Genomic DNA, 22,435 nt, shown 5'->3' on the forward strand with positions numbered 1-22,435 from the left:
GCCGCCATGCATCTTCCTTACTCTTTGCGGCTCTTGTCCGGCCTGGGCCGACGGCGCTGGGGCGCGGCGGCGCTGGTGCTGGTCTGGCTCGGTCTGCTGGCCTTGCCCTTGTTGCATGTGTTCGCGCCGGCGGACAGCGGCTGGCGGGTGTCGGCCTATGTTCTGACCCTGGCGGGCAAGATTCTGTGCTACGCGGTGCTGGCCTTGGCCTTGGACCTGGTCTGGGGCTATACCGGCTTGCTCAGCCTGGGCCACGGCCTGTTCTTCGCGCTGGGCGGCTACGGCATGGGCATGTATCTGATGCGTCAGATCGGCGGCGACGGCGTCTACCAGAGCGCGCTGCCGGATTTCATGGTGTCGCTGGACTGGCGGACGCTGCCGTGGTTCTGGCAGGGCAGCGAACACCTGGCCTGGGCCCTGTGCCTGGCGGTGGGCGCGCCTGGATTGTTGGCGCTGGGCTTTGGCTGGCTGGCTTTCCGTTCCCGCATCCGCGGCGTGTATTTTTCCATCATCACCCAGGCGCTGACCTATGCGGCGATGCTGCTGTTCTTCCGCAACGAAACCGGTTTTGGCGGCAATAACGGCTTTACCGGCTTCAAGCGCATCCTGGGCTTCGGCATCGCCGAGCCGGCCACCCGCGCCTGGCTGTTCGTCCTCAGCGCGCTCTTGCTGTCGCTGGCTTTGCTGGGGGCGTTCCGGCTGACGCGCGGCAAGTTCGGCCGCGTGCTCACCGCGGTGCGCGACGCCGAGTCGCGGCTGATGTTCTGCGGCTACCGGCCGCAAGACTACAAGCTGGCGGTATGGGTGTTGTCCGCCATGCTCTGCGGCCTGGCCGGGGCCTTGTACGTGCCGCAGGCCGGCATCATCAATCCGGGCGAGATGTCGCCGGGCAATTCGATCGAGGCCGCCGTCTGGGTGGCGGTGGGCGGCCGCGGCACCTTGATCGGACCGGTACTGGGCGCCGTCTTGGTCAATGCCGCCAAGAGCTGGTTCACCGTGGCCTTTCCGGAGTACTGGCTGTTCTTCCTGGGCGGGCTGTTCATCGCCGGCACCCTGTTGCTGCCGCGCGGCTTGATGGGCTGGCTGGCGCGAGGCCGCGGCGCTTGAGGCGGCCGCGCGTTTATTGATTTCCCGGATATGCGACATGAATACAACAGGCGAGAATCCCGTTCCGCGCGGACAGTGGGAGGGCGAGGCGGTGGGCTTGTCCCGGCCATTGACGCCGGGGCTGGACATTCGGCACGGACAGACATTATATCTTGACGATGTCATAGTTGATTTCGACGGTTACCGCGCGCTGAACCGCTTGACGCTGTCGATCGCCGTCGGCGAATTGCGCGTGGTGATCGGCCCCAACGGCGCCGGCAAGACCACGATGATGGATGTGATCACCGGCAAGACCCGGCCGGACGCCGGCAGCGTGTTCTTCGGCCAGACCCTGGACCTGCGCAGATACGACGAGGCCGAGATCGCCCAACTGGGCATAGGGCGCAAATTCCAGAAGCCCACGGTGTTCGAGGCGATGACGGTGGCGGACAACCTGGAGCTGGCGCTGGCCGGAGACCGCTCGGTGCGCGCCAGCCTGCGCGCGCGCCTGGGCGCGGCTCAGCGCCGCCGCGTCGACGAACTGCTGGAACGGGTGCGGCTGCAGGAGCAGCGCGGCCGGCTGGCCGGCCTGCTGTCGCACGGCCAAAAGCAATGGCTGGAGATTGGCATGCTGCTTGCTCAGCAACCCAAGCTGCTCTTGCTGGACGAGCCGGTGGCAGGCATGAGCGACGCCGAAACCGAACAGACCGCGGAGCTGCTGCTGAGCCTGAAGGGCGAGCACTCCCTGATGGTGGTGGAACACGATATGGATTTCGTCGCCAGCCTGGGCGGCCGGGTGACGGTGCTGGCCGAAGGCGCGGTGCTGGCGGAGGGGACGCTGCGGCAGGTGCAGGCGGACGAGCGGGTGATCGAAGTGTATCTGGGGCGCTGAGATGCTGGAAATCGACGGACTGGAACAGTATTACGGCGGCAGCCGCATCCTGCGCGGGATCAGCCTGCGCGCCGAGACGGGGCGGATCACCTGCCTGCTGGGGCGCAACGGCGCGGGCAAGAGCACGCTGCTCAAATGCCTGAGCGGGCAATGGCCGATACGCGGCGGGCGCATGCGCTGGCGCGGCGAGGACATCGCCGCGCTGGCCCCGCATCAGCGCGCGGCACGCGGCATCGCCTATGTGCCGCAGGGGCGCGAAATCTTTCCGCGGTTGACGGTGGAGGAAAACCTGCGCCTGGGTCTGGCGCGTTTCTCCGGCGCGGCCGGCCGCCGCTTGCCGGACAGCGTGTTCGAGATGTTCCCGGTGTTGTACGAGATGCGCGGCCGCCGCGGCGGCGACCTTTCCGGCGGCCAGCAGCAGCAATTGGCGATTGGCCGCGCCTTGGCCGGGCGGCCGTCGCTGCTGATGCTGGACGAGCCGACCGAAGGCATCCAGCCCTCCGTCATCAAGCAGATCGGCGTGGCGATCCGCCAATTGGCGGCCGGGGGCGAGATGGCCATCCTGCTGGTGGAACAGTATTACGACTTCGCCGAGGCGCTGGCGGACCGCTACCTGGTGATGGCGCGCGGCGAAGTGGTGCAAAGCGGCCTGGGCGGGGACATGCGGGCGGACGGCGTGCGCGGGCTGCTGGCGATCTGAGCGATGCGACGCGATGCCGCCGCCGTCGGCCTGCCCCCGCCCTGGGCCGCCGAACTGGAGCTGAGCTACCGGCGCCGCGACGGACGCACCATTCCGGTGCGGCGGCGGCATTGCGGCCCCTTGCGGGTGCAGCGCCACTTCACCGACGACGCCGGCCAGTGCCAGCACATCATCGTGCATCCGCCGGGGGGCATGGCCGGCGGCGACAGCCTGAGCCTGACGGTGACTTTGGAGGAGGGCGCGGACGCGCTGCTGACCAGCCCCGGCGCCGCCAAGTGGTACGACGGTTTCGGCCGCCCGGCCAGCCAGCGGCTGGAGCTGTCTTTGGCCGCCGGCGCGCGGTTGGAATGGCTGCCGCTGGAAACCATTCTGTTCGCCGGCGCCGAGGTGAGCTTGCAAGGCCGCGTCCAGCTGCTGGGCGACGCCGCGCTGCTGTACGGCGACGTGCTCTGTCTGGGGCGGCCGGCCTGCGGCGAGCGCTTCGACCGCGGTCTCTGGCGTCAAAGCCTGGACATAGAACGCGACGGCCGCTTGATCTGGTGCGAGCGCGCCGCCTTGGCCGGCGGCGACCGCATGCTGGACGCGGCGGTCGGAATGGGCGGCCAGACCGCGGTCGGCCTGCTGTTGTGGGCCGGGCCGGTGCTGCCGGAGGCCTTGCATCAGGCGGTATTGGCGCTGCCGCTGGCGGGCCGCGCCGCCGCCAGCCAACTGCCGGACGTCTGGCTGGCGCGCTTCATCGGCGACAGCGCCGAAGCCGCCCATCATTGGCTGCGGCGGGCGCGGCGCTTGCTTTACCCGTTCACCCACGGCCGCGCGGCGCAGGAGCCGCGCATCTGGGCGACTTGACCCTTCAATGAGAAATGGGACTTCACGATGGAATTGACGCCCAGAGAAAAAGACAAGCTCTTGATCTTCACCGCCGGCCTGCTGGCGGAACGCCGCCGCGCGCGCGGCCTGAAGCTGAATTATCCGGAGGCGGTGGCCTATATCAGCGCCGCCGTCATGGAGGGCGCGCGCGACGGGCGCAGCGTGGCGGAGCTGATGCATTACGGCGCCACCTTGCTGGGCCGCGAGGACGTGATGGACGGCGTGGCCGAGATGATCGCCGACATCCAGGTGGAAGCCACTTTTCCGGACGGCACCAAGCTGGTCACCGTCCACCAGCCCATTGTATGAGGAGGCCGCGATGATTCCCGGACAGATCCAGGCCGCCGAGGGCGAGATCGAGCTCAACGCCGGCCGCCGCACCCTGACGCTGACGGTGGCCAATACCGGCGACAGGCCGATCCAGGTGGGCTCGCATTATCACTTCGCCGAAACCAACGACGCCTTGCGGTTCGACCGCGAGGCCGCCCGCGGCTGCCGGCTGAACATCGCCGCGGGCACCGCGGTGCGCTTCGAGCCCGGGCAGGTCCGCAGCGTGGAGCTGGTGGAGCTGGCCGGCCGGCGCCGGGTGTACGGCTTTCAGGGCAAGGTGATGGGGGCCTTATGAAAATCAGCAAACAGGCCTATGCCGAGATGTTCGGCCCCACCGTCGGCGACCGGGTGCGCTTGGCCGACACCGAATTGTGGGTGGAAGTGGAGCGCGATTACACCGTGTACGGCGAGGAGGTGAAGTTCGGCGGCGGCAAGGTGATACGCGACGGCATGGGCCAGGGCCAGGGCCTGGCGGCGGAAGTGGCCGACACGGTGTTGACCAATGCGCTGATCCTGGACCACTGGGGCATCGTCAAGGCCGACATCGGCCTCAAGGACGGCCGCATCGCCGCCATCGGCAAGGCCGGCAATCCGGACATCCAGCCCGGCGTCGACATCGCCATCGGCGCCGCCACCGAAATCATCGCCGCCGAAGGCATGATCGTCACCGCCGGCGGCATCGACAGCCATATCCATTTCATCTGCCCGCAGCAGATCGAAGACGCGCTGATGTCCGGCGTCACCACCATGATAGGCGGCGGCACCGGGCCGGCCACCGGCAGCAAGGCCACCACCTGCACGCCGGGGCCGTGGCATCTGGCGCGGATGCTGGAAGCGGCGGAAGCCTTTCCGATGAATCTGGGCTTCACCGGCAAGGGCAACGCCAGCCTGCCGGAGCCGCTGCGCGAGCAAGTGCGCGCCGGGGCCATCGGCCTCAAGCTGCACGAAGACTGGGGCAGCACCCCGGCGGCGATAGACAACTGCCTGACGGTGGCGGACGAGATGGACGTGCAAGTGGCCATCCACACCGACACCCTGAACGAATCCGGCTTCGTCGAGGCCACGCTGGCCGCGTTCAAGGGCCGCGCCATCCACACCTATCACACCGAGGGCGCCGGCGGCGGCCACGCGCCGGACATCATCAAGGCTTGCGGCCACGCCAATGTGCTGCCCAGCTCCACCAATCCCACCCGGCCGTTCACGGTCAACACCATAGACGAGCACCTGGACATGTTGATGGTCTGCCATCACCTGGACCCGGGCATCGCCGAGGACGTGGCCTTCGCCGAAAGCCGCATCCGGCGCGAAACCATCGCCGCCGAGGACATCCTGCACGATCTGGGCGCCTTCGCGATGATGTCCTCGGACAGCCAGGCGATGGGGCGGGTGGGGGAAACCATACTGCGCTGCTGGCAGACGGCGGACAAGATGCGGCGCCAGCGCGGCCCCTTGCCGGGCGACGGCCCCGGCCACAGCAATTTCCGGGTCAAGCGCTACCTGGCCAAGTACACCATCAACCCGGCCCTGACCCACGGCATTGCCCACGAGGTGGGCAGCGTCGAAGCCGGCAAGCTGGCCGATCTGGTGCTGTGGCGGCCGGCCTTCTTCGCGGTCAAACCCAGCCTGATCCTCAAGGGCGGCGTCATCGCCGCCGCCGCGATGGGCGATCCCAACGCCAGCATTCCGACGCCGCAGCCGGTGCACTACCGGCCGATGTTCGGCAGCTGCGGCGCGGCGGTGGCGCGCGGCAGCGTCACCTTTGTGTCGCAGGCGGCGCTGCAGGCCGGCGTCGGCGCGGAACTGGGCCTGCGCAAGCGGCTGGTGGCGGTGCGGGGCTGCCGTCAGCTGAGCAAGGCCGATCTGATCCACAACGATTATCTGCCGCATATCGAGGTGGACCCGCAAAACTACCAGGTGCGCGCCGACGGCGAATTGCTGTGGTGCGAACCGGCCGAGCGCCTGCCGCTGGCGCAGCGTTATTTCTTGTTTTGAGAGGATGCCATGTTGTTGCTGACACGCCGCGCCGACGATGCGAGCGCCTGGGACGATGAGTTGCTGATGAGTTACGAACTGCGCGGCAAGCGCCGGCTGCGCACCCGCAGCGCCGCCGGCGAAGACTGCGGCCTGTTTCTGGAACCGGGGCCGCCGCTGGCCGACGGCGAGGTGTTGCAGGCCGAGGATGGCCGCCGGGTGAGGGTGGCGGCCGCGGCGGAGGCCTTGCTGCATGTCTGTTGCGCCGACGCCGTCGCGCTGACCCGCGCCGCCTACCACCTGGGCAACCGCCATGTGCATCTGCAAGTGGGCGAGGGCTGGCTGCGGCTGTTGGACGACGAGGTGCTGGCGCGGATGCTGGAGCAGATGGGCGCGCAAGTGCGAAAAATCGACGCGCCGTTCCAGCCGGAGTCCGGCGCTTACGGCGGCGGCCACCATCACTCCCACGGCAAGGAGGCGGCCTTCCAGTATCCGCCGCGGCTGCATCAGTACGGCGCGGCATGAGCGCGCTGGCGCGGCTGCAACTGATGCGGCTGGCCAGCCCCGGCCTGCCTATCGGCGCGTATAGCTATTCGCAAGGGCTGGAGAGCGCGTTGGAGCTGGGCCTGGTGCATGACGCCGCCAGCGCCGCCGCCTGGCTGGGCGATGCGCTGCAAGGACCGCTGTCCCGTTTCGAAGCCGCGCTGCTGGCCCAGGCCTGGCGCGCGCTGGCCGCCGACGAGCAGCCGGCGCTGACGCGGATCAATCAGCAATTGCTGGCCAGCCGCGACAGCCGCGAACTGCGGCAGGAAACCGTGCAGATGGGGTATTCGCTGCGCCGCCTGCTGCAAGCGTTGCCGGAATGCGCCGGTTTGCCGTGGCCGGCCGGCCTGGAGCAGCCGGAGCTGGCGCTGCCGGCGGTTTGGGCGCAGGCGGCGCGCGCCTTGGGCGTGGACGAGGCCGGCGCGGTGGACGCGTATCTATGGGGCTGGCTGGAGAATCAGGTCACGGTTCTGCTCAAGGCGATGCCGATGGGGCAGACGGCCGGCCAGCAATTATTGTCGGCCTTGTTGCCGGCGGTGGCGGCCGCCGGCGCCGAGGCGCGGCGGCTGCCGGCGGACCAACTGAGCAATTTCGCCCCCGGCCTCGCCTGGGTGGCGATGAAGCATGAAACCCAGTACAGCAGGCTGTTCCGGTCTTGAGCCGGCGGCCGCTATCTCAAGGAGAAAGCAATGAACACGACAGGACTCGCCCAGGGCCGCGGGCCGTTACGGGTGGGCATAGGCGGGCCGGTGGGCTCGGGCAAGACCCACCTGACCTGGGCGCTGTGCGCGGCGCTGCGCGACAAATACAATGTCGCCGCCGTCACCAACGACATCTACACCCAGGAAGACGCGCAATTCCTGGTCCAGCACCAGGCGCTGGCGGCGGATCGCATCATCGGCGTCGAGACCGGAGGCTGCCCGCACACCGCCATCCGCGAAGACGCGTCCATCAATCTGGAGGCGGTGGCGCGGCTGAACGCGCGCCATCCCGGCCTGGACCTGATCTTCATTGAAAGCGGCGGCGACAATCTGGCCGCCACCTTCAGCCCGGAGCTGTCCGATCTGACGCTGTACGTGATCGACGTGTCCGCCGGCGACAAGATTCCGCGCAAGGGCGGGCCGGGCATCTGCAAGTCGGACCTGCTGGTGATCAACAAGATTGATCTGGCGCCGCTGGTGGGGGCCTCGCTGGAGGTGATGGCGCGCGACGCCGGCCGCATGCGCGGCGAACGGCCCTTCGTGTTCTCCAATCTCAAGCTTGGCCAGGGGCTGAACGACATCATCGCCTTCATCGAAACCCAGGGCATGCTGCAACTTGAGGTCTCGGGAGCTGAAAATGACCTTTCTGCGTAAATTCACGCCGGCCGCGCTGGCGCTATTGCTGGCCAGCGGACTGGCCCAGGCTCACCCCGGCCACGCCGTCGCCGGCTTTTCCAGCGGCCTCGCGCACCCGCTTGGCGGGTTGGACCATTTGCTGGCCATGCTGGCGGTGGGTTTGTGGTCGTGGCGGCTGGGCGGCGCGGCTCGCTGGCAAGGGCCCTTGACCTTCATGGCCATGTTGGCCGCGGGCGGCGCGTTGGGCTGGCTGGGCGTGAGCGTGGCGGCGCTGGAAAGCGGCATCGCCGCCAGCGTGATCGCGCTGGGCCTGCTGCTGGCCTTCGCCTTGCAGCCGCGGCGCGGTCTGGCCTTGGCGGCGATCGCCGGCTTCGCCTTGCTGCACGGCGTCGCCCACGGCCAGGAAATGCCGCACGACGCCTCCGGTCTGGCTTACGCCGCCGGTTTCGTGCTGGCCTCCGGCCTGCTGCACGCGGCCGGCTTGCTGCTGGGACGGACGGAAACGCGCCTTGCCTTGGGCGAGCGGCTGGGGCGCGTCGCCGGCGGCGGCATCGCCGCGTGCGGAGTGTTGATGCTGGGCGGCTGGGTCTAAGCGGCTTCTAAGCCGCTTCTAAGAACGTGTTTACGATCTAGCGAGCAAGAGCGATACAAGGCGAAAACCGCTGAGAAATGAGCATTTCGAAGTGCTACTCGCCGCGCCCAGTTTCACGAAGCGCAGCAGATCGTAAACAGGTTCTAAGCGCGCGTCGCGGCGTCGCGGCCGGGCTGGGCCGCCCGCTCCCGGATCAGATCCAGCTCATTGTGGGCGTCCTGCGCCATCTCCGCCGCCAGTCGGCAGAGTTGGGCGATGTGCTCGCGCGTTTGAGGGTCAGCCGTTTCGTTCAGGCGTTCGATCGCGCGCATCAGCGAGGCCAGCGATTGCAGCGTGTCCATGGCGCTGGCGGCGACGGCGCGTTCCGCTTGAGTGGATAAGGGCATGGCGGCGTTCAAACGCTGAGCGCTTGCGGGCACACCTGGAGGCGCAGATTGGTGTGGCGCAGGCTGTAGCCGGTTTCCGCGCAGTAAAGCGCGCCGGTGTGGCGGTCCGCCCACAATCTCCGGCGTTGGATGCTGACCGCGCAGACCCGGCGCGGCAGCACGCCCTTGGGGGTGTGCAGCGCGGCCTTGACCACGGGCAGGGGTTTGAGCAGGCGCAGGCTCTCCACGGCGATGCAGCTGCCGTAGTCGGTAAGCCGGGGGCGAAGCGGCGGGAAGGTCATGCCAATCTCCATTCCTCACAAGGCGATCAGCATAGCCTATCAATAAAGATATTAAGCAACAATAACCACTAGGTTATCTACGGCGGAGTGTTGCGTATCGGCCCATGGCCGCGCGCCGGCTCATTCCGCCGCGCCGCCCGCCCAAGCGTCCGCCGGCTGCGGCTGAGGGGGCTCCTGAGTCAGCGCTTCCACCATGCCGCGCAGGCTGATCAGCGCTTTGCGGCTGAGAGTCTGCCCGCGCACGCCGCGATGCAGATCGTCGATCAACAACTGCAGCAAAGCGCGTTCCGACAGCGCGGCCTCGAACTCCGCCACCCGCGCGTGCAGCGGCGGCAGGGCGTCGATGTCGCCTTCCTGATCCAGCCAGTAGCGGGGCAGGTTCAGCCGGTTTTCGATGTGGCGGGCCAGGTGTTCTCCCATGCCGCGGCCGCTGGGAGCGTCCGAGAACAGGCGGTAGATTTGCGGAGGGCGGCGATCGATCAGCTCCGCGAGTCGGGAAACGGTTCCGTCAAAATCGCGTTCGATCAACAGGCCCAGCTTGTGGCGGCGGATTTCGGTGGTGTTCATGTTTGCTATTCAAGCCTAAATATATCCGGCTGGTAAGCTGTCATATGGTTATTGATTTATATATCCGACAGGCCATGCCTGGGGCGGAGGAGCGATCGCCGCCGCTTGCGCGCCCATGAAAAAACGCCGGCAAGCCGGCGTTTTTCGCAGGGGCGGCAGGCGCGTTTCAAGCCTCGGCGCTGAGATGGGCCACGACGTTGAAGCCTTCCTGCGGGCTGGGCGGCACGAAGTAGCGGGTAATGTGGTCGAACTCCGCTTCGCTGACGCTGAACGGGTGGGAGCCCTTGGCGTTGCGCTGGCGCAAGCGCGCCTTGCAGGCCTCGTCGCTGACGTCCAGATGGTGCAGCTGGTGGGCGGCGCCGCTGGACTCGATCAGCTCGCGCATCCAGCGACGGCTGTCCAGGGTGTTGGCCGGCATGTCCAGCACCACGGACAGGCCCTGCCGCAGCAGAGCGGAGACATGGGGCGCCAGCGCGTCTTTCAGCGACTGCGAGCGGCGCACATAGTCGGTCAGCGTGCGGATCTCGCCGGGATAGAGCTTGGCCAGCCAGTCGTCTTCGCTGATCAGCACGGTGCGGGGCTGATCGGACAGGCGGCGGGTCAGCGTGGACTTGCCCGCCGCGATTTTGCCGCAAACCAAGTGCAGTGTCGCCTCAGTGGCCGTATCTTTGAATTGTTCATTACTTGGCATGACAGTCTCCTTGGGAGAGGGGCATATATGAAAAAACCCGCCGGTTGGGGCGGGTTGCCGGGCTTCGTCTGGCCGCGCGCCAACCCGCCTCAAAAAAAGGCGTCAATCCAATCTTGGCTGGAGAAGGGGACGAAACGGCGCATAGTGGCCTTATGGTGGCCGCTTGGGCCGGCCTTGTCAAACCGCTGCGGCGGGCCGGCCGGCGCGATATCCGGTAGACTGGACCGATGTGCGTCAATTATCTATGTCCCCATCCGGATCAACTGCCGTTGTTCGGCGTGGAGGCCGGCGAGCTGCTTTGGCAAGAAGAGGCCTGGCAGGATTACGCCGCGCCCTTCATCGTGGCCGGCCGCCGGGGCCTGGAGCCGCGGCTGGGCAATTACGGCCTGGTGCCCAAGCGTCATCAGCCGGACGGCATGCGGCTGTCCACCACCAACGCGCGTTCGGAAACCGTGGCCGAACTGAAAAACTTCCGCTACCCGTGGCGGGCCGGTCAGCGTTGCCTGGTGCCGATGCGGGCCTTTTTCGAACCCTCGTATGAAAGCGGCCGCGCGGTGCGCTGGCGCATCGGCCTGGCCGACGACGCGCCGTTCGCGGTGGCCGGGCTGTGGCGGGCCTGGTCGGAGCCGGACGGCTCGATCAGCCACGCCTTCACCCAATTGACGGTCAACGCCGAGGCGCACGCGCTGATGCGCCGCACCCACAAGCCGGAGGACGAGAAGCGTTCGCTGGTGATTGTGCGGCCGGAGGATTACCAGGCCTGGCTGACGGCGCGGAGGCCGGAGGACGCGCAGCGCTTGCTGCGGCTGTATCCGGCGGAGGAGATGCGCGCCGAGGACGCGCCGCTGGCGCCGCGCCAGGGCGCGCCCAAGCCGGCGCCTCAGCCGCTGCCGCGAACCTTGGGTTTGTTCGACTGAACGCCGTATGAGCAAAGCTGCGAATGCTGGCGGGTATCGCCTATGGCTCCACCCGGCCAACACGCGGCGGTTTGCCATGGGTAGGGTGGGTGGAGCGTAGCGATCCCGCGCGGAGGTCTGTCGCAGAGGCCTGGGGCAGCCCGGATGCGCGGTTTTCTGTGCGCCAAGCCAGGTTCAGCGCACTGAAAAAGAGCTTAGATCATCGCCTTCGGATCCACCCACTGATCAAACTGCTCCGCCGTCACATAGCCCAGCTCCAGCGCCGCCTGCTTGAGGGTGCCGCCGTTGGCGTGGGCCAGCTTGGCGATGGCGGCGGCCTTGTCATAGCCGATGTGCGGGTTGAGCGCGGTGACCAGCATCAGCGATTGCTCCAGCAATTGCTCGATGCGCGGGCGGTTGGCCTGCATGCCGCGCACGCAATGATGGTTGAGGCTGTCCATGCCGTCTGACAGCAGGCGCGCGCTTTGCAGGAAATTGTGGACAATCAGCGGCTTGAACACGTTCAATTCAAAATTGCCGGAGGCGGCGCCGATGGACAGCGCCACGTCGTTGCCCAGCACCTGGCAGCACAACATGGTCATCGCCTCGCACTGAGTGGGGTTGACCTTGCCCGGCATGATGGAGCTGCCCGGCTCGTTTTCCGGGATCAGCAATTCGCCCAGGCCGCTGCGCGGGCCGGAGGCCAGCCAGCGGATGTCGTTGGCGATCTTGATCAGCGCCGTGGCCAGTTGCTTGAGCGCGCCGTGGGAGTGAACCAGCGCGTCGTGGCCGGCCAGCGCGGCGAACTTGTTGCCGGCGCTGGCGAAGGGCAGGCCGCAGGCGCGATTGAGCTCCGCGGCCACGCGCGGGCCGAACTCCGGATGGGTGTTGAGGCCGGTGCCGACGGCGGTGCCGCCCACGGCCAGCTGGTAGAGGCCGGGCAGCGCGGCGCGGACGGCGTGTTCGGCTTGCTCCAGCTGGTCCACCCAGCCGGACAGCTCCTGGCCCAGGGTCAGCGGAGTGGCGTCCTGCAAATGGGTGCGGCCTATCTTGACGATGTCGGCGAAGGCGGCCGCCTTGTCCGTCAGCGCGGCGCGCAGCCGGCCCAGCGCCGGCAGCAGCCTGTCGTGCACCGCGCGCGCGGCGGCCACGTGCATGGCGGTGGGGTAGATGTCGTTGGAGGACTGGCCGCGGTTGACGTCGTCGTTGGGGTGGACGAGCCGGCCCGGGCCGCGCTCGCCGCCCAGCAGTTCGGACGCGCGGTTGGCCAGCACCTCGTTCATATTCATATTGCTCTGAGTGCCGGAGCCGGTTTGCCATACCGACAGCGGGAAGGCGTCCGGATGTTTGCCGGCCAGGACTTCGTCGGCGGCGGCGACGACGGCGTCGGCCTTGTCCGCCGGCAGTTTGCCCAGTTCGCGGTTGGCCAGCGCGGCGGCGCGTTTGACCTGGGCCAGCGCCAGGATCAGTTCCGGCGGCATGGTTTCGCTGGAGATGGCGAAGTGGCCGAGCGAGCGCTGGGTCTGCGCGCCCCACAGCGCGTTGGCGGGGACTTCGATGTCGCCGAAGGAATCGTGTTCTATTCTGTGTGTCATGGCATGCCTTTCGCACGGGAATGAGGTTTCGATTGTATGCTAAATGCAAGTTAAGGGCTGAACCATTGACCCTTTTCCCGGTCTGAACATGAGGCGGAGCGCCTCGGACAGACCGCTTGTCGAGGCGCTCCCATGGTTTTCGCCCTTGAGTGCGTGTTTACGATCCCGCGAGACCAGGCGAAAACCGCTGAGAAAGCGAAATGCGCAGGTGGCGCATGAACGTTTCGAAGCGGGTTTCAAGGTCTTTGTCTAACATCCCGCCGCGGCGCGGCGGGTCGTAAACAGGTTCTTAGCTTGCATCTTGGCTTTCAACAGGAGTCCTTCATGTCGCTTCGTTCCGAATCCACTTTGCGTTCCTTTACCCTGGCCTCGGGCCAGTCCTGTCAATTCCATTCGCTGCCGGCGCTGGCGGAGCTGGGCGTCGGCGATGTCGGCCGGCTGCCGGTGTCGCTGCGCATCGTGCTGGAGTCTTTGCTGCGCCATCTGGACGGCCAGCGCGTAGCCGAGGAGCATGTGCGGCAGTTGGCCGGCTGGCGGCCGCAGGCGCCGCGCAGCGAGGAGATCCCCTTTGTGGTGGCGCGCATCGTGCTGCAGGATTTCACCGGCGTGCCGCTGCTGTGCGATCTGGCGGCGATGCGTTCGGTGGCCGAGCGCTTCGGCAAGCCGCCCAAGCGCATCGAACCGCTGGTGCCGGTGGACCTGGTGGTGGACCACTCGGTGCAGATCGACCACTTCCGCGAGAACAACGCCTTGGACCTTAACATGAAACTGGAATTCCGCCGCAACGCGGAACGCTACCGTTTCATCAAATGGGGGATGCAGGCCTTCGACACCTTCAAGGTGGTGCCGCCGGGCATCGGCATCGTCCACCAGGTGAACCTGGAGTATCTGGCGCGCGGAGTGTTGAGCAAGGGCGGGGTCTATTACCCGGACAGCCTGGTGGGCACGGATTCGCACACCACCATGATCAACGGCCTGGGCGTGGTGGGCTGGGGCGTGGGCGGCATCGAGGCGGAGGCCGGCATGTTGGGCCAACCGGTGTATTTCCTGACGCCGGACGTGGTGGGCGTGCATTTGAAGGGCCGGCTGCGCGAGGGCGTGACCGCCACCGATCTGGTGCTGACCGTGACCGAAATGCTGCGCAAGGCGCAGGTGGTGGGCAAGTTCGTGGAGTTCTACGGCGCCGGCGCGGCCTCGCTGACTCTGCAGGATCGCGCCACGCTGGCGAACATGGCGCCGGAGTACGGCGCCACCATGGGCTTCTTCCCGCCGGACGAGCAGACCGCCGCCTATCTGACCGCCACCGGCCGCAGCGAGGCGGAAGTGGACGCGTTCCGCCGCTATTTCCAGGCGCAGCAAATGTTCGGCATGCCGCAGGAGGGCGAAATCGATTACAGCAGCGTGCTGGAGCTGGATCTGGCCACGGTCGCGCCCAGCGTGGCCGGCCCGCGCCGGCCGCAGGACCGCATCGCCCTGCCGGACTTGAAGACGCGTTTCAACGAGCTCTTGCACCAGCCGGCCAAAACCGGCGGTTACGGCAAGGAGGGCGCCGGCGGCTTCAGCGGCAAGCTGCGTCACGGTTCGGTGTTGATCGCGGCGATCACCTCTTGCACCAACACCTCCAACCCCGGGGTGATGCTGGCCGCCGGCCTGCTGGCGCAGAAGGCGGTGGCCAGCGGCCTGAGCGTGGCCGGTCACATCAAGACCTCGCTGGCCCCCGGCTCGCGGGTGGTGACCGACTACCTGGGCAAGGCGCATTTGCTGGCGCCGCTGGAGCAGCTGGGTTTCCGCGTGGCCGCCTACGGCTGCACCACCTGCATCGGCAACGCCGGCCCGCTGGAGCCGCAGCTGGAGAGCGAGGTCAGCGGGCAGGATTTGATCTGCGCGTCGGTGCTGTCCGGCAACCGCAACTTCGAGGCGCGCATTCATCCGGCGATCAAGGCCAACTTCCTGATGAGTCCGCCGCTGGTGGTGGCCTTCGCCATCGCCGGCCGGGTGGACATCGATCTGGAGCATGAGCCCTTGGGCGTCGGCGTGGACGGCAAGCCGGTGTATCTGCGCGATGTCTGGCCCAGCCAGCAGGAGGTGGGCGCCGCCTTGCTGCAAGCGACGGACGCGACCACGTATCGCCGCTTGTACCAGGATTTCGCCAGCGGCAACCCGCTGTGGAACGATATCGCCGCCAGCGCGGGCGAGGTCTACGGTTGGGAGGCGTCCAGCTATATCGCCGAACCGCCGTTCTTCCAGGATTTCGCGATGCAGCCCGCGCCGCAGCCGCCGATCCGCGGCGCGCGCGCCTTGGCGATCTTCGGGGATTCGGTGACCACCGACCACATCAGCCCGGCCGGTTCGATCAAGCCGAGCTCGCCGGCCGGCCTGTATCTGCAGGGGCAGGGCATCTCGCTCGGCGATTTCAACAGCTACGGCTCGCGGCGCGGCCATCACGAGGTGATGATGCGCGGCACTTTCGCCAATGTGCGCATCCGCAACCTGATGCTGGCGCCGGACGCCGACGGCAAGCCGGTGGAGGGCGGCCTGACTCTGCTGCAGCCGGACGGCGAGCAAATGGCCATCTACGACGCGGCGATGAGCTATGTGCGCGCCGGCACGCCCACGCTGATCTTCGCCGGCGAGGAGTACGGCACCGGCTCCAGCCGGGACTGGGCGGCCAAGGGCACGCGCCTGCTGGGCGTGCGCGCGGTGGTGGCCAAGAGCTTCGAGCGCATTCACCGTTCCAATCTGGTGGGCATGGGGGTGTTGCCGCTGCAGTTCCTGGACGGGGACAGCGCCGCCGGCCTCAAGGGCGACGAAACCTTCGAGCTGCGCGGGCTGGAGGACGGCATCGCGCCGCAGCAGCGGGTGCATTTGCTGATCCGAGACGCCGCCGGCGGCGAACGCGAACTGCCCTTGCTGCTGCGCATCGACACGCCGGTGGAGGTGGATTACTACCGGCACGGCGGCATCCTGCCCTATGTGCTGCGCCAGTTGCTGGCTTGAGCGCCGACATCTGACCGCGTTTTAAAGCACAACAGCCGCTTTGAGCGGCTGTTGCGCTTTGGCGGAGCCGCGCGGCTTCAGCTGCGGCCCAGCTTGAAGTTTTGCCAGAAACGGCCGTAGATGCGCAGGGTTTCCTGACCCACGCTCTTTTGAATGAAGCTGTTTTTCAGGTCTTCGGAATTGGGGAAGATGGAGCGGTCGTTCAGGTACTGTTTGTTGACGAACTGCCGCGCCGGCAGGCTGCCCGGGGCGAAGGTCACGGTATTGGCGTTGTCCGCGGCGATCTTGGGTTCCAGGCTGTAGTTGATGAAGGACAGCGCGTTGGCCACGTTCTTGGCGTCTTTGGGGATGGCCATGCTGTCCACCCAGATGGCCACGCCCTGTTTGGGCATCAGCGGAACCACCTTGACGCCGTTCTTGGCGTCCGCGGCGCGGCGTTTGGCGATGTTGAGGTCGCCGCCGTAGCCCATGGCCAGGCAGACTTCGCCGCTGGCCATGTCGTTGATGTAGCCGGAGGAGGAGATGCGGGTGACGCTGGCGCGCATGGCGTTGAGCTGCGGCATGATGGCGCGGTAGTCGGCTTCCTTGGTGCTGCCCGGGTCCTTGCCGAAGTAGTGCAGCGCCATCGGGAAGAATTCGGACGGGGAGTCCAGAATGCTGACGCCGCAGGATTTGAGCTTGGACACGTACTCAGGCTTGAACAGCAGATCCCATTCATTGGCCGGCAGCTTGCCGCCCAGCGCTTTTTTGACCTTTTCCTCATTGATGCCCAGGGTGATCACGCCCCAGAAATACGGCACCGCGTATTTATTGCCCGGATCGGACACTTCCATCATTTTCAGCAGCGCCGGGTCTATGTTCTTGTAGTTGGGGATCTTGCTCTTGTCCAGCGGCTGAAACAGCCCGGCCTTGATGCCCAGGCCCAGCACATTATTGGACGGCACCACCAGATCGAAGCCGGAGCGGCCGGTCATCAGCTTGGCGTTCAGGGTTTCCATGCTGTCGTAGACGCTGTAATTGACCTTGACGCCGGTTTGCTTGCTGAAGGCCGGCACGGTGGTGGGGGCGATGTAGTCGGACCAGTTGTAGACGTTGACGGTATTGGCTTGGGCGTGGGCGGCGCCGGCGAGGCCGAGCGCGAGCAGACAGTGCTTCCAGGTATTCATGTTCTCTTCCTTCTCTCTCTCTTTGCATGGTTCTTTCCTGCGCCGTATCGCCAACGCGCGGCAGATCGTAAGCAGGTTCTTATGCGGCGGCCGGTAGGCCCGGCTCTGGCGCAAGGCGCCGGCGCGGGGCCGGATCTTGCCGAGCCAGCATATCGCCCCGCGCTGGTGGTGTCTATTATTTTTGCCATTTGATGTTTTTGTGTTAATTATCTGCATACTCCATGCAACCACGCCTGACGCGCGCGGTCCTGCCATAAGCGGGACCGGCCGGCGGACACGGCGGGACGCGCGCATTCGCGACGGCGCTTGAGCGCCGACGCGGGCACATAACAAGGCGAGGGCCGACGTTGCGACGCGGCCCCGGACAAAGGAGATGCACCATGCGTAATGTTGACAACGCGCTGCCGGCCCCGGACGGGGGAGGCTTGAGCGCCAAGGGTTTGCCCGCCGGCTCCATCGGCATTCTCGGGCTGGTGGTGATCGGCATTTCCGTATGCGCGCCGGCGTACACGCTGACCGCCTCGCTGGGGCCGGCGGCCTCCCAGGTGGGCAAGCAGATGCCGGCGGTGTTTTTCGTCAGCTTCATTCCCATGTTGTTGGTGGCGATAGGCTACCGCGAGCTGAACCGCGAGATGCCGGACGCCGGGACGTCCTTCACCTGGGCCACGCGCGCCTTCGGGCCGTGGATAGGCTGGATCGCCGGCTGGGGGCTGGTGGTGTCCACGGTGTTGGTGCTGTCCAACACCGCCGCGGTGGCGATGGATTTCATGTATCTGGCCTTGGGCCAGGCGCTGGGGCGGCCGGACATCGCGGCCCTGCCTGACAACACGGCGGTGAACATCGTCTCCTGCCTTGGTTTCATGGCGGTGGCCACCTGGATTTCCTGTCGCGGCCTGCAATCCACCAAACGGGTGCAGTATGTGTTGGTGTCGTTCCAGGTGCTGGTGCTGGCCTGGTTCGCATGGGCGGCGTTCAGCGCCGCCGCCGACGGCGGCCATCCGTATTCCATTCCGGTGGAGTGGAGCTGGTTCAATCCCTTCGCCGTGGAAAGCTTTTCCCAATTCGCCGCCGGGGTGGCGGTGTCCATCTTCGCCTATTGGGGCTGGGACACGGTGGTGACCATCAGCGAGGAGACCACCGGCGACAAGCGCGCCAATCTGTCCGGCAAGGCCGCCACGCTGGTGATGGTGCTGCTGGTGGGCTCTTATGTGTTGATCAGCGCGGCGGTGGTGTCCTTCGCAGGCGTGGGCACGGACGCCACCGGCCTCGCCAACCCGGCCATCGCCGCCAATGTGTTCACCGCGCTGGCCGGGCCGGTGATGGGGCCGGCGGCCATTCTGCTGTCGCTGGCGGTGATGTCCAGTTCCGCGGCCTCCCTGCAGTCCACCTTTATGTCGCCGGCGCGCACCATGCTGGCGATGGGCCATTACCAGGCCTTGCCGGCCAGATACGCGGTGGTGGAGTCTCGCTTCAAGGCGCCGGCTTACGCCACCGTGGTGTCCGCGCTGGTGGCTTCGGCGTTTTACGCGGTGATGCGGGTCTTGAGCGAAAACGTGCTGTCCGACACCATTACCGCGCTGGGCATGATGGTGTGTTTCTATTACGGCCTGACGGCCTTTGCCTGCGTCTGGTATTTCCGCAAGCAGGCGCTGACTTCGGCGCGCCATTTCCTGTTGCGCGGCCTGTGCCCGGGGCTGGGCGGCGTCCTTCTGTTCGTCGCCCTGATCCGCACCACGCTGGACAGCATGGATCCGGCTTTCGGCAGCGGCTCGCATATCGGCGGCCTGGGTCTGGTGTTCATCCTGGGCGTGACGGTGGCCTTGGTCGGCCTGCTGCTCATGCTGTACATGTACCGCAAGCATCCGGCCTTCTTCCGCGGCGAGGTGCTGAAGAAGGGCACGCCGGTGTTCAGCTTCGACGAAAAAATCTGAGCATCTGTTTGCGATCAGCTGCGCGTCGGCGGGGTGGCGTTGAAACCCGTTGAGCGCGCGCAAATGAAAAAGCCGCCCGGGAGGGCGGCTTTGATGTTTGACTCGCGCCGGCGGCTCAGATGCGGAAGAAACGCACCGCCTGATGCAGGTTCTGGGCGATGTCGGACATCGAGCGCGAGCTGTCCGCCACATTGCTGACGATGGCGGTGTTTTCCTCGGCCATCTGCGCCACTTTCTCCATGTTCTGGGCAATCTCGGTGCTGGCCAGCTTCTGCTCCTGCACCGCGCTGACGATGGTGCCGGTGCTGTCGGTGGATTTGGCCACCGCCTGTTCGCCCTCTTGCAAGGCGGCCTCAACGGTCGAGACAAAGGATTGGCTGCTGCTCAGGGAGGCGAGGCTGCTGGTGATGGCGTCTTCCAGTTCCACCGACTGGGTGCCCAGCACATGGGTGACCTGATCGATTTCCTTGGCGGATTCCGCCGAGCGTTCCGCCAGCACGCGCACTTCGTCGGCCACCACGGCGAAGCCGCGGCCCAGTTCGCCGGCGCGCGCGGCTTCGATGGCGGCGTTCAGCGCCAGCAGATTGGTCTGATCGGCGATGTCGCGCACCTGGCTGGTCATGCTGGTGATCTTGCGGGTGTTGGCGACGAAGTTTTTCACCGCTTCGGCGATGCCGTTGACCGCTTTCTCGACATTGTCGACTTCCTTGATCAGCAGGCTGAGCTGGGCGGTGCCGTTCTTGGCTGTGACCAGGCTGGTCTGCGCGTGTTCGCGCACTTCCTGGGCGGCTTCGGCCACGTGGCTGATGCTGACGGTGAGCTCTTCCACCGCGGCGGCGGAGCTGGCGGCGGCCTGGCTTTGCTGATGGGAGGCGGTCAGCACCTGATCGGCGGATTCGGACAGCTGGCCGGCCACGCTATTGGCTTCTTCCGCGCCTTGCTGGACGTTGCCGATGGCTTTCACCAGTTGTTCGCGCATATCGGCCAGCGCGGCGATAACCTGGGCCGGCTCGTCCTTGCCGTCCGGCTGCAGCTCGATGCGCAGATTGCCGGCGGCCACTTCGCGCGCGGCTTCCACCGCGCTGTTCAGCGGGCGGGTGATGGAACGGGTCAGCAGCCAGCCTATCAGCACGGCCGCGCCCAGGCAGACGGCGGTGATGGTCAGCGAGGTGGCGCGCACGGCGGTGGCGCTGGTTTCAGCGTCCTTGCGGCTGTCCTGGGCGCGGTCGGCCAGCGCCTTGCTGAGGGCTTCCACCTTTTGTTCCAGCTGGTGGATCAGCGGGCGGTGCTCCCCGACCATGAAGGCTTCCGCCTCCTTGTTCTGGTTGGCCATCGCCAGCGCCATCAGCTTTTTAGTGGGGGCGTCCAGCGCCTCCTGGGCCTGGCCCACGTCTTTGAGCAGGGCGGCGGTGGCCGGTATCGGCGGGAACTTGGTGAAGTGGTCTTCCAGCGCCTTTTCGGCGTTGTTGAAGGCCTTGATGGTCTGGTCGGTCTGCGCCTTGATCTCGGCCATCTTGGCCGGATCGGTTTCAATGATCAGATCGCGCGCGCCGATGCGCTGCTGCTGCAGGTGGTGATCCAGCTGAGCGACTATCAGCAAGGATTCCAGCCGGTTGTCGGTGATGTCCTCCATGCTGTCGCTGATGGAGGAGAGCCCGTTGAGCATGACCACACTCATGATCAGCACCAGGGCGATCAGCGCGCCGAAGGCGAGGGCGAGTCTTTGTCCAATGCGCAGGTTTTTCATCAGTTTGTCCCGTGGTGACTTTATTGTGGTGCTTCCAATTTAATATATTTATGAAGTGATCAAAAAGTGAATAATTACTTATAGGACAGCGGATAAATTTTTGGAGACGTTTTTGCGTCTTCGCGCAAAAACCATGGGCATGAGGCGGCGCGCCGGCGAGGCGGGCCGGGGCGCGGCGCGGCGGCAGCGCTTATGCGACGGGTATGAAAAAAGCGGACCGGGGTCCGCTTGCTCGGGCTTGCCGCGTTTTGCGGCTTACTTCTGGATTTGCGCCTTGGCTTTCAGCTCGGCGATCAGCTTTTCCACGCGGCCGCCCATGATGCGCTGGGTCAGTTGCGGGCGGATGTCGTCCAGCGCCGGCACATTGCGTTGCACGCGGGCGTCGTCCAGCTTGATCACGTGCCAGCCGAACTCGGTCTTCACCGGCTTGGCGGTCACTTCGCCCTTGGACAGCTTGGTCATGGCTTCGGAGAACGGCGCCACGAAGGTGCCGGCTTCCTGCCAGTCCAGATCGCCGCCCTTGTCCTTGCTGCCCGGATCCTGGGACTTCTCCTTGGCCAGCTTGTCGAAAGACTTGCCTTTCTTCAGCGCGTCGATCACCGCCTTGGCTTCGGCCTCGGTCTTCACCAGGATGTGGCGAGCGTGGTATTGCTTGGTTTCCGGCACGCTGGCCACCAGCTTGTCGTATTCGGCTTTCAGATCGGCGTCGCTGACCGGATTGGACTTTTCATAATCCTTGATCAGGCGGTTGGCCAGCGCCATCGCTTGCATATTGGCCAGTTCGGCGGCGAATTCCGGCGACTTGTCCAGACCCTTCTTCACGGCTTCCTGGCGCAGCACTTCGGCGGTGACCAGTTGATCCTTGACCATGTCGCGCGCTTGCGGGTTGGCCGGCTGGCCCTGGGCTTCCATCATCTTGACCACGGCGTCGATGCGGGCGTCGGTGATGGCCTGGCCGTTGACGACCGGGCCGGCAACCACGATGGCGCTGCCGGCGAAGGCGGCGACGAGGGCGCTGGTCAGCAAGATTTTACGCATATTCTTAGATGTCCTGATGGGTTGGTTTATTGGATCTTGGCCTTGGCGCGCAGGTCTTCCACTGCCTTGGCGATGGCTTCTTCTTGCAGTTGGCGGCCGATTTGCGGCTTGGCCTCATCCAGCGACGGAAGCTTGGCGTCACGAATGTCTTCCACCTTGAACACATGCCAGCCCAACGGGGACTGGTAGGGCTTGCCGCTGGTCTGGCCTTTGCGGATGTCTTTCAGCGCGGCGGCCAGCGGCGGGTCCATGCGGTTGAGGTTGCCCCAGCCCATTTCGCCGTTGCTTTGCTTGGCGTTGGGGTCGATGGAGCGGGTCTTCACCAGTTCGTCGAACTTGGCGCCTTTTTTCAGATCGGCGATCGCCTTCTGCGCGTCGGCCTCGCTCTTCAGCGTGATCTGGCGCGCGTGGACTTCCTTGCTGCCGGTCTGTTGGGCGGCGAGCTTGTCGTAGACGCCCTTGATCTGAGCGTCGGTCACCGGCGCCTGTTTGGCGATGTCGGCGAACAGCGCTTCGCGCAGCATTTCATTGCGGATGTCGTCCAGGCGCTGGGTGAACAGCGGCTGCTTGTCCAGCTGGCGCTTGCGCGCTTCCTGCAGAATCACTTCGCGAGTGATCAGCGAGGTTTTCAATTGCTCGCGCAGCTCAGGGTTGTCCTGGGCCTTGCCGCCGCTGCTTTGCACGATGTTGGCGACGGCCGCGTCCAGTTCCTTCTTGTCGATGGCGGCGCCGTTGACCACGGCGATGGATTCCGCGGCGGCGGGCAGGGCGACGGAGGCGGCCAGCGCGAGGGCGGCGATGCGGGAAAGCTTCATGGGGTAT

The 22,435-nt window shown here is 66.2% G+C and carries 23 protein-coding genes; 14 read left to right on the plus strand and 9 right to left on the minus strand.

Annotation, left to right across the window (positions count from 1 at the left end):
* The first annotated feature begins 6 nt into the window (after positions 1-6).
* The 11 genes from urtC to QUG03_RS06870 are packed head-to-tail and all read left to right on the plus strand — an operon-like array spanning position 7 to position 8,318.
* Entirely contained in the window at positions 7-1,107 is a 1,101-nt protein-coding gene (gene urtC, locus QUG03_RS06820; RefSeq protein WP_500819701.1) for an urea ABC transporter permease subunit UrtC, read from the plus strand.
* Between the two features lie 37 nt (positions 1,108-1,144).
* Positions 1,145-1,978 carry an urea ABC transporter ATP-binding protein UrtD gene (gene urtD / locus QUG03_RS06825; protein WP_500819702.1) on the plus strand — a complete coding sequence of 278 codons (834 nt, stop codon included), beginning with the start codon at positions 1,145-1,147 and terminating at the stop codon, positions 1,976-1,978.
* A 1-nt stretch (position 1,979) separates the two neighbouring features.
* Positions 1,980-2,678 carry an urea ABC transporter ATP-binding subunit UrtE gene (gene urtE / locus QUG03_RS06830; protein ID WP_500819703.1) on the plus strand — a complete coding sequence of 233 codons (699 nt, stop codon included), beginning with the start codon at positions 1,980-1,982 and terminating at the stop codon, positions 2,676-2,678.
* Positions 2,679-2,681: 3 nt separating this feature from the next.
* On the plus strand, positions 2,682-3,524 hold the full coding sequence (locus QUG03_RS06835) for an urease accessory protein UreD (protein ID WP_500819704.1): 843 nt from the start codon (positions 2,682-2,684) through the stop codon (positions 3,522-3,524).
* A 27-nt stretch (positions 3,525-3,551) separates the two neighbouring features.
* On the plus strand, positions 3,552-3,854 hold the full coding sequence (gene ureA, locus QUG03_RS06840; protein ID WP_107799313.1) for an urease subunit gamma: 303 nt from the start codon (positions 3,552-3,554) through the stop codon (positions 3,852-3,854).
* 10 nt (positions 3,855-3,864) lie between these two features.
* Positions 3,865-4,170 carry an urease subunit beta gene (locus QUG03_RS06845; RefSeq protein ID WP_107799312.1) on the plus strand — a complete coding sequence of 102 codons (306 nt, stop codon included), beginning with the start codon at positions 3,865-3,867 and terminating at the stop codon, positions 4,168-4,170.
* Positions 4,167-5,867, plus strand: coding sequence for an urease subunit alpha (gene ureC, locus QUG03_RS06850; protein ID WP_500819705.1), 1,701 nt, complete (start codon positions 4,167-4,169; stop codon positions 5,865-5,867). The genes QUG03_RS06845 and ureC overlap by 4 nt, the downstream gene beginning before the upstream one ends.
* Positions 5,868-5,876: 9 nt before the next feature.
* Positions 5,877-6,371 (plus strand): urease accessory protein UreE, encoded by a 495-nt coding sequence (gene ureE, locus QUG03_RS06855; protein ID WP_486637097.1) that lies wholly within the window; start codon positions 5,877-5,879, stop codon positions 6,369-6,371.
* Positions 6,368-7,048 carry an urease accessory protein UreF gene (locus QUG03_RS06860; RefSeq protein WP_500819706.1) on the plus strand — a complete coding sequence of 227 codons (681 nt, stop codon included), beginning with the start codon at positions 6,368-6,370 and terminating at the stop codon, positions 7,046-7,048. Before ureE ends, QUG03_RS06860 begins: the two co-directional genes overlap by 4 nt.
* Before the next feature lie 30 nt (positions 7,049-7,078).
* A complete protein-coding gene (gene ureG, locus QUG03_RS06865) occupies positions 7,079-7,744 on the plus strand; it encodes an urease accessory protein UreG (RefSeq protein WP_235088850.1) in 666 nt (221 codons plus the stop codon).
* Positions 7,728-8,318 (plus strand): HupE/UreJ family protein, encoded by a 591-nt coding sequence (locus tag QUG03_RS06870; protein ID WP_500819707.1) that lies wholly within the window; start codon positions 7,728-7,730, stop codon positions 8,316-8,318. Before ureG ends, QUG03_RS06870 begins: the two co-directional genes overlap by 17 nt.
* Before the next feature lie 143 nt (positions 8,319-8,461).
* Here QUG03_RS06870 and QUG03_RS06875 read toward each other — a convergent pair whose 3' ends face one another.
* From QUG03_RS06875 to QUG03_RS06890, 4 genes are all read right to left on the minus strand, one after another.
* Entirely contained in the window at positions 8,462-8,704 is a 243-nt protein-coding gene (locus tag QUG03_RS06875; protein ID WP_235088847.1) for a hypothetical protein, read from the minus strand.
* Between the two features lie 8 nt (positions 8,705-8,712).
* Complete coding sequence (locus QUG03_RS06880) at positions 8,713-8,985, minus strand: hypothetical protein (RefSeq protein ID WP_107799305.1); 273 nt, start codon at positions 8,983-8,985, stop codon at positions 8,713-8,715.
* Between the two features lie 120 nt (positions 8,986-9,105).
* On the minus strand, positions 9,106-9,552 hold the full coding sequence (locus tag QUG03_RS06885) for a hypothetical protein (RefSeq protein WP_107799304.1): 447 nt from the start codon (positions 9,550-9,552) through the stop codon (positions 9,106-9,108).
* 166 nt (positions 9,553-9,718) lie between these two features.
* A complete protein-coding gene (locus QUG03_RS06890) occupies positions 9,719-10,243 on the minus strand; it encodes a P-loop nucleotide/nucleoside kinase family protein (protein ID WP_107799303.1) in 525 nt (174 codons plus the stop codon).
* A gap of 227 nt (positions 10,244-10,470) precedes the next feature.
* Between QUG03_RS06890 and QUG03_RS06895 the strand changes: the two genes are divergently transcribed.
* Positions 10,471-11,160: an SOS response-associated peptidase gene (locus QUG03_RS06895; RefSeq protein WP_107799302.1), complete on the plus strand. Its 690-nt coding sequence runs from the start codon at positions 10,471-10,473 to the stop codon at positions 11,158-11,160.
* 194 nt (positions 11,161-11,354) lie between these two features.
* On the opposite strand, the gene fumC is transcribed toward QUG03_RS06895, so the two are convergent.
* Positions 11,355-12,734 (minus strand): class II fumarate hydratase, encoded by a 1,380-nt coding sequence (gene fumC, locus QUG03_RS06900; RefSeq protein ID WP_488905958.1) that lies wholly within the window; start codon positions 12,732-12,734, stop codon positions 11,355-11,357.
* Between the two features lie 324 nt (positions 12,735-13,058).
* Between fumC and acnA the strand changes: the two genes are divergently transcribed.
* On the plus strand, positions 13,059-15,731 hold the full coding sequence (gene acnA, locus QUG03_RS06905) for an aconitate hydratase AcnA (RefSeq protein ID WP_500819708.1): 2,673 nt from the start codon (positions 13,059-13,061) through the stop codon (positions 15,729-15,731).
* Positions 15,732-15,808: 77 nt separating this feature from the next.
* On the opposite strand, the gene QUG03_RS06910 is transcribed toward acnA, so the two are convergent.
* Positions 15,809-16,897: a polyamine ABC transporter substrate-binding protein gene (locus QUG03_RS06910; RefSeq protein WP_107799299.1), complete on the minus strand. Its 1,089-nt coding sequence runs from the start codon at positions 16,895-16,897 to the stop codon at positions 15,809-15,811.
* A gap of 380 nt (positions 16,898-17,277) precedes the next feature.
* Between QUG03_RS06910 and QUG03_RS06915 the strand changes: the two genes are divergently transcribed.
* Positions 17,278-18,828, plus strand: a complete 1,551-nt coding sequence (locus QUG03_RS06915; RefSeq protein ID WP_107799298.1) for an APC family permease — start codon at positions 17,278-17,280, stop codon at positions 18,826-18,828.
* Positions 18,829-18,943: 115 nt separating this feature from the next.
* Here the strand turns inward: QUG03_RS06915 and QUG03_RS06920 are convergent, their stop codons facing one another.
* The 3 genes from QUG03_RS06920 to QUG03_RS06930 all read right to left on the minus strand — a co-directional run bounded on the left by QUG03_RS06920 (position 18,944) and on the right by QUG03_RS06930 (position 22,428).
* The gene (locus tag QUG03_RS06920; RefSeq protein ID WP_107799297.1) at positions 18,944-20,575 is read right to left on the minus strand and encodes a methyl-accepting chemotaxis protein; all 1,632 of its coding nucleotides are present in this window, start codon (positions 20,573-20,575) and stop codon (positions 18,944-18,946) included.
* A gap of 255 nt (positions 20,576-20,830) precedes the next feature.
* Complete coding sequence (locus tag QUG03_RS06925; protein ID WP_107799296.1) at positions 20,831-21,613, minus strand: peptidylprolyl isomerase; 783 nt, start codon at positions 21,611-21,613, stop codon at positions 20,831-20,833.
* Positions 21,614-21,639: 26 nt separating this feature from the next.
* The gene (locus tag QUG03_RS06930; protein ID WP_107799295.1) at positions 21,640-22,428 is read right to left on the minus strand and encodes a peptidylprolyl isomerase; all 789 of its coding nucleotides are present in this window, start codon (positions 22,426-22,428) and stop codon (positions 21,640-21,642) included.
* Positions 22,429-22,435: the final 7 nt, after the last annotated feature.

The sequence above is a fragment of the Chromobacterium sp. CCUG 30098 genome (assembly GCF_059916605.1).

What these genes read in the sequence shown, in the direction of transcription:
- urtC (WP_500819701.1), top strand. Translation starts at nt 7, where the DNA reads ATGCATCTTCCTTACTCTTTGCGGCTCTTGTCCGGCCTGGGCCGACGG.
- urtD (WP_500819702.1), top strand. Translation starts at nt 1,145, where the DNA reads ATGAATACAACAGGCGAGAATCCCGTTCCGCGCGGACAGTGGGAGGGC.
- urtE (WP_500819703.1), top strand. Translation starts at nt 1,980, where the DNA reads ATGCTGGAAATCGACGGACTGGAACAGTATTACGGCGGCAGCCGCATC.
- QUG03_RS06835 (WP_500819704.1), top strand. Translation starts at nt 2,682, where the DNA reads ATGCGACGCGATGCCGCCGCCGTCGGCCTGCCCCCGCCCTGGGCCGCC.
- ureA (WP_107799313.1), top strand. Translation starts at nt 3,552, where the DNA reads ATGGAATTGACGCCCAGAGAAAAAGACAAGCTCTTGATCTTCACCGCC.
- QUG03_RS06845 (WP_107799312.1), top strand. Translation starts at nt 3,865, where the DNA reads ATGATTCCCGGACAGATCCAGGCCGCCGAGGGCGAGATCGAGCTCAAC.
- ureC (WP_500819705.1), top strand. Translation starts at nt 4,167, where the DNA reads ATGAAAATCAGCAAACAGGCCTATGCCGAGATGTTCGGCCCCACCGTC.
- ureE (WP_486637097.1), top strand. Translation starts at nt 5,877, where the DNA reads ATGTTGTTGCTGACACGCCGCGCCGACGATGCGAGCGCCTGGGACGAT.
- QUG03_RS06860 (WP_500819706.1), top strand. Translation starts at nt 6,368, where the DNA reads ATGAGCGCGCTGGCGCGGCTGCAACTGATGCGGCTGGCCAGCCCCGGC.
- ureG (WP_235088850.1), top strand. Translation starts at nt 7,079, where the DNA reads ATGAACACGACAGGACTCGCCCAGGGCCGCGGGCCGTTACGGGTGGGC.
- QUG03_RS06870 (WP_500819707.1), top strand. Translation starts at nt 7,728, where the DNA reads ATGACCTTTCTGCGTAAATTCACGCCGGCCGCGCTGGCGCTATTGCTG.
- QUG03_RS06875 (WP_235088847.1), bottom strand. Translation starts at nt 8,704, where the DNA reads ATGCCCTTATCCACTCAAGCGGAACGCGCCGTCGCCGCCAGCGCCATG.
- QUG03_RS06880 (WP_107799305.1), bottom strand. Translation starts at nt 8,985, where the DNA reads ATGACCTTCCCGCCGCTTCGCCCCCGGCTTACCGACTACGGCAGCTGC.
- QUG03_RS06885 (WP_107799304.1), bottom strand. Translation starts at nt 9,552, where the DNA reads ATGAACACCACCGAAATCCGCCGCCACAAGCTGGGCCTGTTGATCGAA.
- QUG03_RS06890 (WP_107799303.1), bottom strand. Translation starts at nt 10,243, where the DNA reads ATGCCAAGTAATGAACAATTCAAAGATACGGCCACTGAGGCGACACTG.
- QUG03_RS06895 (WP_107799302.1), top strand. Translation starts at nt 10,471, where the DNA reads ATGTGCGTCAATTATCTATGTCCCCATCCGGATCAACTGCCGTTGTTC.
- fumC (WP_488905958.1), bottom strand. Translation starts at nt 12,734, where the DNA reads ATGACACACAGAATAGAACACGATTCCTTCGGCGACATCGAAGTCCCC.
- acnA (WP_500819708.1), top strand. Translation starts at nt 13,059, where the DNA reads ATGTCGCTTCGTTCCGAATCCACTTTGCGTTCCTTTACCCTGGCCTCG.
- QUG03_RS06910 (WP_107799299.1), bottom strand. Translation starts at nt 16,897, where the DNA reads ATGAATACCTGGAAGCACTGTCTGCTCGCGCTCGGCCTCGCCGGCGCC.
- QUG03_RS06915 (WP_107799298.1), top strand. Translation starts at nt 17,278, where the DNA reads ATGCGTAATGTTGACAACGCGCTGCCGGCCCCGGACGGGGGAGGCTTG.
- QUG03_RS06920 (WP_107799297.1), bottom strand. Translation starts at nt 20,575, where the DNA reads ATGAAAAACCTGCGCATTGGACAAAGACTCGCCCTCGCCTTCGGCGCG.
- QUG03_RS06925 (WP_107799296.1), bottom strand. Translation starts at nt 21,613, where the DNA reads ATGCGTAAAATCTTGCTGACCAGCGCCCTCGTCGCCGCCTTCGCCGGC.
- QUG03_RS06930 (WP_107799295.1), bottom strand. Translation starts at nt 22,428, where the DNA reads ATGAAGCTTTCCCGCATCGCCGCCCTCGCGCTGGCCGCCTCCGTCGCC.